The organism is Rhizobium sp. P1_E1 (assembly GCF_056406015.1).
The window spans coordinates 1-9,201 of sequence record NZ_JBFUAY010000178.1 but is presented as its reverse complement, the minus strand read 5'-3'; the positions used below and the strand labels follow the sequence as shown (position 1 = coordinate 9,201).

Below are 9,201 nucleotides of genomic sequence, written 5' to 3'. Positions count from 1 at the left end.
GTAGAGATAGAAGGTCACCCCCACAAGAAAAGCACAAATGAGCAGATTGCCCGACGCAGTCGTCGGCATATTCGCCCAATCACTTTCATGTTTCCAATATCTTGCGATACCGAAGCTGATGATCAAGGCCGGCGTTGCGATAAGGGCAATCACCCGCCGCCTGACGACACCGAGCACAAAGAGGACGGCGATCACCGCATAGCACTCAAGCTCGAAGGGCACCGTCCAGAGCTGCCCGTTCACCATCGCGGCATCAGGATTATCCAGGAATACCCCGGGAAGATTGAAGTGAATGTGCCCTGTGACATTCATCAGATATGTAAAGAACTGAGGATCGGTGAAATAGTCACGCAGGTCATACTCTGTATAGATCGCTCCGAGTATAAAGGCAGCCAGCAATACCTCAACCGCAAGAGCAGGGTAGATCCGGATAAATCGGTTACCGAGGAAGGAGATCAATGTCTTCGATCGTTCAAGACTGCCAGCCACCAGGAACCCGCTCAGGACAAAGAACATGGGCAGCACTGACTTGATAACAGGGCGGAAGGGTGACTCCCAGAGAAACAGGTCATCGCCGTACGTAACGCGGGCCGTATGTATCCAAAGCACTGAAAAGGCTAACAGTAATCGCATATAATCGAATCCTGTCGGTCGCCCGTTCGCTTGATCAAGCTTTTCGCCGAGAAACATCTGTGCCCCTTTCAGAAGTATTGACTCAATTTGGAATGGCAAGCCGTTGCTGCAGAGTAGCGGCGGCATCATTGCCGGATCGGGGCCGCGTGTCAGTGACCACAGGTACATCAGGTAAAAATTGAACGAGAGAGCACCCCTCTCCCGAAGACGCATCTCTGACCATCAACCCATGGCCCCTGTGCTTCCCGAGGTGCCCTGCGACGGTCGGAGTTGGAATCCAGGTGATCGGGCGGCGGATTGGATGAGGAGACTATGAAATTTCTGGCTACCCTATTTTGTCTTGTTCTCGCCTTTATCGGATTGGGGCTGATCGGAGGCGGCGCCTGGCTGCTACGCCTCGGCGGCTCCCCCTATTACGCGATCGTTGGGCTTTCTTATGTGGTTGGCGCGTTTCTGCTGTGGCGCCGGAAGATATCAGGCAGCCTCATCGTGCTGCTTGTCGCCGTCTTCACCCTTCCCTGGGCGTTATGGGAGTCGGGTCTTAATTTTTGGGCGCTTTTTGCCCGCTTGATGTCCCCTATCGCGCTGGCAGGCTTTGCGCTTCTGTTTGCGCCGTCGCGTTCCCCGAGCGCCAACCGGAAGGTCTTTTATGCCGGCGCCTTGGTGACCGCTCTCATCTTTGTCGCGGGTTTCGGTCTCAGCTTCGTACCGCACGGCGTCATCCGCCCATCCGCCGACATCACCGCCTACAAGCCCGCCACGGGCGACAACGCTCCCTCCGACTGGACATCCTATGGCCGCACTACGGCAGGAGACCGTTATTCCCCATTCGATCAGATCAACCGCGGCAACGTGTCCAAGCTCGATCTTGCCTGGACATATCGCACCGGAAAAGGCGATGGCGCCGATCAGAACACGCCTCTGCAGATCGGCGATACGGTCTACACCTGCACGCCGACAGATGTGATCGCAGCGCTCGATGCAGATACAGGCAAACCCCGCTGGACCTTCGACCCCAAGGCGACGGCGCCTTACTGGCAGCGCTGCCGCGGCCTTGGTTACTACAAGATGCCGCAAGAAGCGCAATCCGCCGATGGTCTTTGCAACGAGCGTTTGGTGCAGACGACGATTGATGCCCGTCTCCTGGAGATCGACAGCGAGACTGGCGTTCCCTGCAAGAGCTTCGGAGACAATGGCACCGTGCAGCTTTCCCAGGGCATGGGCGAAGTCAAGATAGGCTATTATTTCCAGACGTCGGCACCGCTGATTGCCCGCAACCTGATCGTCGTCGGAGGTTGGGTCACGGACAATCAGGAGATCGGCGAACCTTCGGGCGTCATCCGCGCGTTCAACGTGGTCACCGGCGAGCTCGAATGGGCATGGGATCTCGGCAACCCTGAGATCACCAAACTCCCGCCGGAGGGCCAGACTTATACGCGAGCCACCCCCAACATGTGGACGACGGCCGCATTCGACGACAAGCTCGGTCTCATCTATGCGCCGCTCGGCAATACCACCCCGGATTATTACGGCGTCAATCGCCCTGGTTTCGCCGATCAGTATAACGCGACATTGGTGGCGCTCGATGTGACGACGGGTCGCGAGAAATGGAAATTCCAGACCGTGCATCACGATATCTGGGACTATGACCTGCCGGCCCAACCGGTCCTGATCGACCTGCCTGACGGTAATGGCGCCACCGTGCCTGCTCTCCTGCAGACCACCAAACGCGGGCAGCTTTTTCTCCTCGACCGCCGGACCGGCACACCGCTTGCCGAAGTTGAGGAGAAGCCGGTGTCGCAGGAAGGTGGCGCGCCGGAAGAGAAACTCTCCCCGACGCAGCCCTACTCCGTCGGCATGCCGACAATCGGTGCGGAGCGCGTGACGGAGCAGACGACCTGGGGCCTGACGATGTTCGATCAGCTGGCATGCCGCATCGCATTCCGCAAGATGCGCTACGACGGCGATTTCACCCCGATCGGCACGCAGTATGCGATCCAGCAGCCGGGAAATCTGGGCGGCCTCAATTGGGGAAGCGTGTCGGTCGATCTGCCCAACAACCGGGTCTTCATGAACGATATCCGCGTGCCCAGTCTCTTCGCACTCATTCCGCGCGAGGAGTATGTCGACTTCGCCCTCACCACGACGGCGCACGGCCCCTCGGCACCGCAACGAGGCACACCTTACGCCATGGCCACCGAAATGTGGACGTCGAGGCTCCGCGTTCCCTGCACGCAGCCGCCCTTCGGTACCGTCACCGCAGTGGATCTCAGCACCCGCAAGATCGCATGGCAGGTTCCGGCCGGCACAGCCGAAGAACTCGGGCCGTTCAAGATCAAAACCAAGCTGCCTATGCCGATGGGTCTGCCGAGCTACGCCGGCACGTCGGCGACCGCCGGCGGTGTCGTCTTTTTCGCTGGTTTCCAGGATTATTATATCCGCGCCTATGACGCCGAGAACGGTACCGAGCTCTGGAAATATCCCCTGCCGGTCGGCTCGAGCGCGACGCCCATGACCTATGTCTCACCGAAAACAGGCAAGCAATATGTCCTGATATCGGTTGGCGGCGCACCCTATTCGAAGGATATCGGCGACTACGTCCTTGCATTCTCTTTGAAGAGCCGAGATTAGCGAGGGGTTTGCATGATGGAAGAGCTTGGATCGAAAACCTCGCAAAAGCAGCGCGTATTCCGACTTCGATTCGGTTGTTGCGCGCTATTTCCAATCTCAGCTACGGTCCGGCACACGCCCCCTTGTCGGGGGCTCTCTTTTGGTCATCTAGGAGAAGCTTGGTTGCCTGGGGCCCGATTTGCGCTGAGATTTGAAGCTCCTGAAAGTCACCAACGGAATGCACCGCAATTATTTCCACCTATCCTTTCGCGCCCTGTGACCACTCGCTCTTGTCCCGCTAGCAGATGATCGCGGTTTCCGAAGGCAGCGACGAAACTGGTGGAAGTGCCCCTGGCGGCTCGTTCTCTGCACCTGCCGACGGAGCCGGAGATGAAAGGCGCATTCGGAGACATGCGCTTGCCACACCGCGCCATCGTTCGCCACGACGACAGTATGTTCGGCCTCAGTCTGGCACGCTCCACACCGTCATCCATCATCGCGCCGACCGCAAACTCTCCGACACAATCCACGCCKCATCTCGCCCCGTTAGCGGCGATGGCCGTCATGTCCGGTCTTGCTATTCGTGAGAACCTCCAACGTAGCCTACATGGCGATAGCAGACAGGATCACCGGAGGGACCGCGATGTCGTGTAAAACATGAGCTATCCCGGTCACCCACACCGTCGGGCAAAATAGAGGCAGGTTGGACATCGTCGCATCTTCTCAAGGCCTTTCTTCAGTGAGCGGTATAGGCCCCGTCCACCAAATAGTGCACCCCAGTGATGAAGCTGGCCTGCTCGGACAGGAGGAAACACACAAGAGTCGCGACCTCTTCCGGTTTTCCACGCCTGCCCATTGGTTGAAGCGATGCCATGCGTCGCGTACTCGCCGCCTCAAGATGCTCTGACAAAAGTGGCGTTTCGATCCAGCCGGGACCGACGGCATTTATGCGGATACCCAATCTCGCATACTCCATCGCTGCGACTTTCGTCAGTCCAACAACCCCGTGCTTGGCCGCGGTGTATGCCGCCGCGGTGGGTAATCCAACGGTCCCGAGAGTGGAAGACATATTCACGATTGCACCGCCGCCCAGCTTCAGCATCGCGCCAATTTCGGACTTCATGCAATAGAAGACGCCGTTCAGATTGACGTTCATCACCTTGTGCCAATTATCGAGCGGATAGTCTGCGACCGCTGCGCGCATCCCATCGATTCCCGCATTATTGACCGCCAGATTCAAGCCGCCACATGTCTCGACGGTAAAATCGACAAGTCTCTGCACACTTTCACTGTCACTGACATCGACGACAAATTCACGGGCGCGGCCTCCCTCTGATCTGATTGCGGCGGCAATCGTGTGTGCTGCGTCAGCATTGATATCGGCGACAACAACCTCGGCACCCTCCTCAGCGAGGTGTCGGGAAACGGCGGCACCAATTCCGGAACCTGCGCCCGTTACGATCGCGATTTTTCCTTCCAGGCAAAGCTTCATCGTCTCTGTCCTTGTTGATATGCTAATATTCGATCGGCGCGATTATTGATGCAAGGGGTTTCACGGATAAATAGAAGGGCATGGTATTGCGCAGCTTGAGATGTTGCCAGTGTTGCGAACTCATCCTCCACAGAGTTGAGTGTCTTTATCAAAAGATGTCGCAATCTAATTTGGAATGAACGGGCTAATTTGGAATGAACGGGATCGACGGAGTTACTTGGCAGGTGGAAATGGACAAACAGCATATTACACGCCGGGGGCTCGTGCTGGGGAGCCTGGCTCTGATGCTTTCTGGATGTACTTCGGGCGATGGGCCGCCACTGGGCTACCGATTCGCGAGGGATCCGGATGCCGATCCCCGCTATCGACGACAGGAGGTCGCGTATACGGGGAGTGAACCGCCCGGAACTATCGTCGTCGATACGGCGAGCCGCTACCTTTACTTCGTGGAGGCAGACGGACTGGCGACTCGCTATGGCGTTGCCGTCGGTGAGGAAGGACTGAGTTTCAAGGGCGAGGCTACCATCGGCTATAAGGCAGAGTGGCCTTCGTGGAAGCCCACCAATGACATGATTCAGCGCAAGCCCCGGCTGGCCAAGTATGCCGATGGGATACCGGGAGGACCGCTCAACCCTCTCGGTGCAGCGGCCCTCTACCTCTACCAAGGAGGAGAAGATACCCTGTTCCGGTTGCACGGAACGAATGCCCCCTGGTCGATAGGCCGTGCCGTTTCGAATGGGTGTATTCGCCTGACGAACACAAACATCGTCGACCTCTACTCCCGTGCACGCGTAGGCACGCGCGTGGTTGTCATCTGATGGTGTTTACCATTTGAAATCGCGGGGTTGGCCATAGCAATATGTATCTGCTAATGTAGATTCGTTGCATGTTGCATCATGTCTGCCCTATCCAGGGTACTGATTGTCGCTAAACTTTAAGGTGTAGCCTGAAAGGCTATTCCATGATGAGGAGAGGACTTCCTGATGAGCAGAATTCTAATTGTAATCGTTGCGATGTTTGCGGTGGCCAATCTGAGTGCTTGCGGGTCGATTGGCAAAGGCAAGGGGAAGGCCCCACCGCCGGCAGAAGCAGTCTACAAGTAGCATATCGGGTTTGATTCTTAGGAAGGGTCACATAGACCCTTCCTCTTCTTACATAAACCGCCAAGCTGCGCTCCTTCGTAACTCACAGCGCAAGAGTGGCATTTTTATATGCTGACTTCGGGCTCGCATTCGTCAGGGCCTGCATATGGAGCTTAGTGATGGCGCTTGGAAGAGGCGGTGTGTCGCTAGTTGTTATGTTGGCGTTCGTGGCATCGTCATGCCAGACAGAAGACAAAAGGCCTTTACCGCATTATACATCCAACGGCAGAGGCGTAGCTCCAACCAATACGGCTGAAAACAAATCAAATCGGCATTTCATCGAATTCCGCTCACGCTATGCGCTGACCTACGGCCACACCTACGTCGTTTTTGGGCAGGCGGATAAAAACGGAAATATGATCAATCCCGAAGTTGCAGGGCTTGCCCCAGCTTCTCCCGATGCCGCGCAGTATGTAATAGGCCACTTCATACCGGTTCCGGCCTCGACCGGACCAACGGATGGTGACCTGGAAGAGCAGTACAGATCAGCAAGCTGGCGTGTGATGCTGAGTGATAATGAATATAACGACACAGTTGCGTATATACGCAAACTGCAGGCAACCTCTCGTCTCTGGGAGGCATCGGTATACAACTGCAATGCCTTTGTGGCGGATATCGCACGGCACATGGGTTATAAGGCGCCCAGCATTTGGCTAAGGCCGCAACAGTTCATTACAAACCTTCGGGAGATGAATACAGGTTGATTACCGGGGCATCCAAGAAGGCAGATCATGGAAAGGTTCTGGTGACTTGATTTGAACTTATCAGCAGCCGTCGTCGGCGAGGGCGTCTGGGTTCTCGGAATTGTTGCCTGGTGCATCATTCGATACCCATTTGAGCGTCGCGCAAAGCGAGTGCCGGTCGTCAGTAAACGCCGTACCGGTTCGGAGGCGGTCGGACTTGCGGCAGCCCTCGCAGGACTTGCGATCGTGCCGGGATTTTACGTCGCGACCGGCATCCCTGAGGCAGCCGACTATACCGCCCATTTGTGGGCCGTCGTGATCGGGACAATACTCTTCTGCGCCGCGATGTGGGTCTTTCGAAGAACCCACAAGCAATTAGGACGAAACTGGTCGATTACGCTGGAGATCCGCCAGCAGCACGAATTGATATGCGCTGGCCCGTACGCCCTTGTCCGCCACCCCATGTACACGTCGTTCCTTTTGATGGGGCTTTCACAAGTGTTTCTGCTGCCGAACTGGGTGGCAGGCATAGCGGGCCTGATCGGTTTCACCGTTCTATTCTTCCTAAGGGTGGACAAGGAAGAACGTATGATGCTGGAAGTTTTCGGTCCGCAATATCAAGCGTATATGGCGAAGACCAAGCGCATCATCCCTTATCTTTATTAGAGGTGGCAAGATGAGAGGCCGAACGATCAAGCTCTCGGCATCGCGACGCCTTGTCGGAGATCTGATGAGATTCTCGATCGGGGTGCCGCGTGTGACGGTCCAGCGGCAAATGAACGTTCGGCCCCTCCTGGATGCAAGAGACGGAGCGGATGCCCGGCCGTCCTGGACGGTGCTTTTCTTGAAGGGATACGCTCTGCTCTCTCAAGAAATTCCTGAATTGCGGCGCGCTTACATCAAGTTTCCGTGGCCACAACTCTATGAATATCCGGCCAGCGTGGCCTCCATTGCCCATGAGCGCGAGCATGACGGAGAACGGGTCGTTCTGCTGAGCACCATCAAAGGTCCCGAGCAACGCTCAATCCCCGAGCTGGAGACGCTGATCCGTTCAGCGAGGTCACTTCCGGTTCTGGAGATCAAGGAGTTTCGGCGCTCTCTGGAGCTTGCTCGCGCACCTGCCCCTGTGAGGTGGCTGCTCATGTGGCTCGGACTCAATATAGGACGGAAGCGAGCGCGGTATTTCGGCACCTTCCAACTGTCTGTCTATTCGGGTCTCGGAGCGGAGTCTCTCAACCCTCTCAGTCCGCTGACCACACTTTTCAACTACGGCCCGATCGGCGAGGATGGATCGGTTACTGTCCGCATTCACTACGACCACAGGGTTATGGATGGAGCGAATGTGGCACGGGCATTGGAACGATTCGAAAGGATCTTGAATGGCGAGGTCACCGACGAAGTAAATAGCCTCGTCCACAGGGGAGCCGCGACCATCATGCCGTCGGTAGGAACATCGAAGTGACCCCGCACAACGAGTTCCGTTCGGCTGTCGTCGTGGTTGGCGGTTCCCGCGGCATTGGACGAGCAATCGCAAAGGTTGCCGCACGCGACCGCAACGTCGTGGTGCTCATCGCGCGCTCGCCTGAAGGCCTCACCGCTGCGGCGGCCGAGGTACAGCAGGCCGGCGGTGAGGCCTTCACGCTGGAACTGGATCTGCTTGCAGCCGACGCGTCCGAGCGTCTTGAGGCTTTTCTAACCGCCAATGATTTGGTCTGCGGCGTGCTGGTCAACAGTGCCGGGTATGGCCTGCGAGGCGCAGCAACATTACTCCCCCTCAACGATCAGCTTGGGATCGTCGATCTCAATATACGCGCCCTGACGGACTTGACCCTTCGCTTCCTGCCCGGAATGCTTGCGCGCGGACGTGGCGGCGTGATCAATCTCGGCTCTATAGCGGGTTTGTTTCCCGGGCCGTATATGGCGTTGTACTACGCAAGCAAGGGTTTCGTGCACTCTTTTTCGGACGCGCTCCATCAGGAAGTGCGCCGCTTTGGCGTTACGGTGACATGTGTCGCGCCCGGACCGGTGTCCACCGAATTCCTCGAAAAGGCTGGCGCGAACCGGGCGGCTCTCTTCAAGATATTGCCCAAGTTGGACGCTGAATATGTCGCTGAGCGGGCCTGGAGAGGATTCAACTCGGGCCGTCGCCGCGTTGTCCCTGGCATTTCAGCCAAGTTGCTCACTCTTGTCGCATTCTTGCCGACCGCGGCTGTCCTCCCCCTCATCGGTCGCCTGCAGCGCAGAAGCAAAGATCCATAACGTTGCGGTTCAGGGAATAACCTTGAGGTATGTTGCCAGAGCCGGTCTCCGGCGTGATGCAAGCCGATTCCGAGCCCGCAACGGGCGCGAAGAGGATGCAAAACGGATGCCCATTCCGATCGTCCTCCAACTTGTCGAGAAACGCCTGATCGGCGAGACACCCGACATCAGCCGGGGGCGTTGCAGGTGCGTGGCCTCATCGCCAGCATCGTGGCCTCCATGGAAGTTCTCGATCTGATGACCTGGCGCAATCTTGCCGAGGTGCGGAACGATCTCGAAGAAAGACTGGCCTCAGGGAACTCAACCCGGGCGATCACCGGACATTAGACGCAAAAAACCCGCTTGATAGCGCATCTTTTGTGGATTTGGTTGCGGCGGACTG

The 9,201-nt window shown here is 57.2% G+C and carries 10 protein-coding genes; 8 read left to right on the top strand and 2 right to left on the bottom strand.

Annotated features, from left to right (window positions below):
* Window positions 1-801 (bottom strand): acyltransferase family protein (locus tag AC1D1Z_RS30265; protein WP_477852554.1); only part of this gene is annotated, 801 nt, incomplete at its 3' end.
* A 144-nt stretch (window positions 802-945) separates the two neighbouring features.
* Between AC1D1Z_RS30265 and AC1D1Z_RS30260 the strand changes: the two genes are divergently transcribed.
* A complete protein-coding gene (locus AC1D1Z_RS30260) occupies window positions 946-3,264 on the top strand; it encodes a membrane-bound PQQ-dependent dehydrogenase, glucose/quinate/shikimate family (protein WP_130652972.1) in 2,319 nt (772 codons plus the stop codon).
* A gap of 715 nt (window positions 3,265-3,979) precedes the next feature.
* On the opposite strand, the gene AC1D1Z_RS30255 is transcribed toward AC1D1Z_RS30260, so the two are convergent.
* A complete protein-coding gene (locus AC1D1Z_RS30255) occupies window positions 3,980-4,735 on the bottom strand; it encodes an SDR family NAD(P)-dependent oxidoreductase (RefSeq protein WP_018243376.1) in 756 nt (251 codons plus the stop codon).
* A gap of 230 nt (window positions 4,736-4,965) precedes the next feature.
* Here AC1D1Z_RS30255 and AC1D1Z_RS30250 point away from each other — a divergent pair, with 230 nt between their 5' ends.
* The 7 genes from AC1D1Z_RS30250 (at window position 4,966) to AC1D1Z_RS30220 (ending at window position 9,146) form a co-directional block, all read left to right on the top strand.
* A complete protein-coding gene (locus AC1D1Z_RS30250) occupies window positions 4,966-5,553 on the top strand; it encodes a L,D-transpeptidase (RefSeq protein WP_026188513.1) in 588 nt (195 codons plus the stop codon).
* Window positions 5,554-5,718: 165 nt separating this feature from the next.
* Window positions 5,719-5,838: a hypothetical protein gene (locus tag AC1D1Z_RS30245; RefSeq protein WP_018243378.1), complete on the top strand. Its 120-nt coding sequence runs from the start codon at window positions 5,719-5,721 to the stop codon at window positions 5,836-5,838.
* 158 nt (window positions 5,839-5,996) lie between these two features.
* Entirely contained in the window at window positions 5,997-6,581 is a 585-nt protein-coding gene (locus AC1D1Z_RS30240) for a hypothetical protein (RefSeq protein ID WP_028733235.1), read from the top strand.
* Window positions 6,582-6,632: 51 nt separating this feature from the next.
* Entirely contained in the window at window positions 6,633-7,226 is a 594-nt protein-coding gene (locus AC1D1Z_RS30235) for a protein-S-isoprenylcysteine O-methyltransferase (protein ID WP_130652973.1), read from the top strand.
* 10 nt (window positions 7,227-7,236) lie between these two features.
* Entirely contained in the window at window positions 7,237-8,022 is a 786-nt protein-coding gene (locus tag AC1D1Z_RS30230; protein WP_018243381.1) for a hypothetical protein, read from the top strand.
* Window positions 8,019-8,819, top strand: a complete 801-nt coding sequence (locus AC1D1Z_RS30225; protein WP_018243382.1) for an SDR family NAD(P)-dependent oxidoreductase — start codon at window positions 8,019-8,021, stop codon at window positions 8,817-8,819. Before AC1D1Z_RS30230 ends, AC1D1Z_RS30225 begins: the two co-directional genes overlap by 4 nt.
* 186 nt (window positions 8,820-9,005) lie before the next feature.
* On the top strand, window positions 9,006-9,146 hold the full coding sequence (locus AC1D1Z_RS30220) for a hypothetical protein (RefSeq protein WP_157214139.1): 141 nt from the start codon (window positions 9,006-9,008) through the stop codon (window positions 9,144-9,146).
* Window positions 9,147-9,201: the final 55 nt, after the last annotated feature.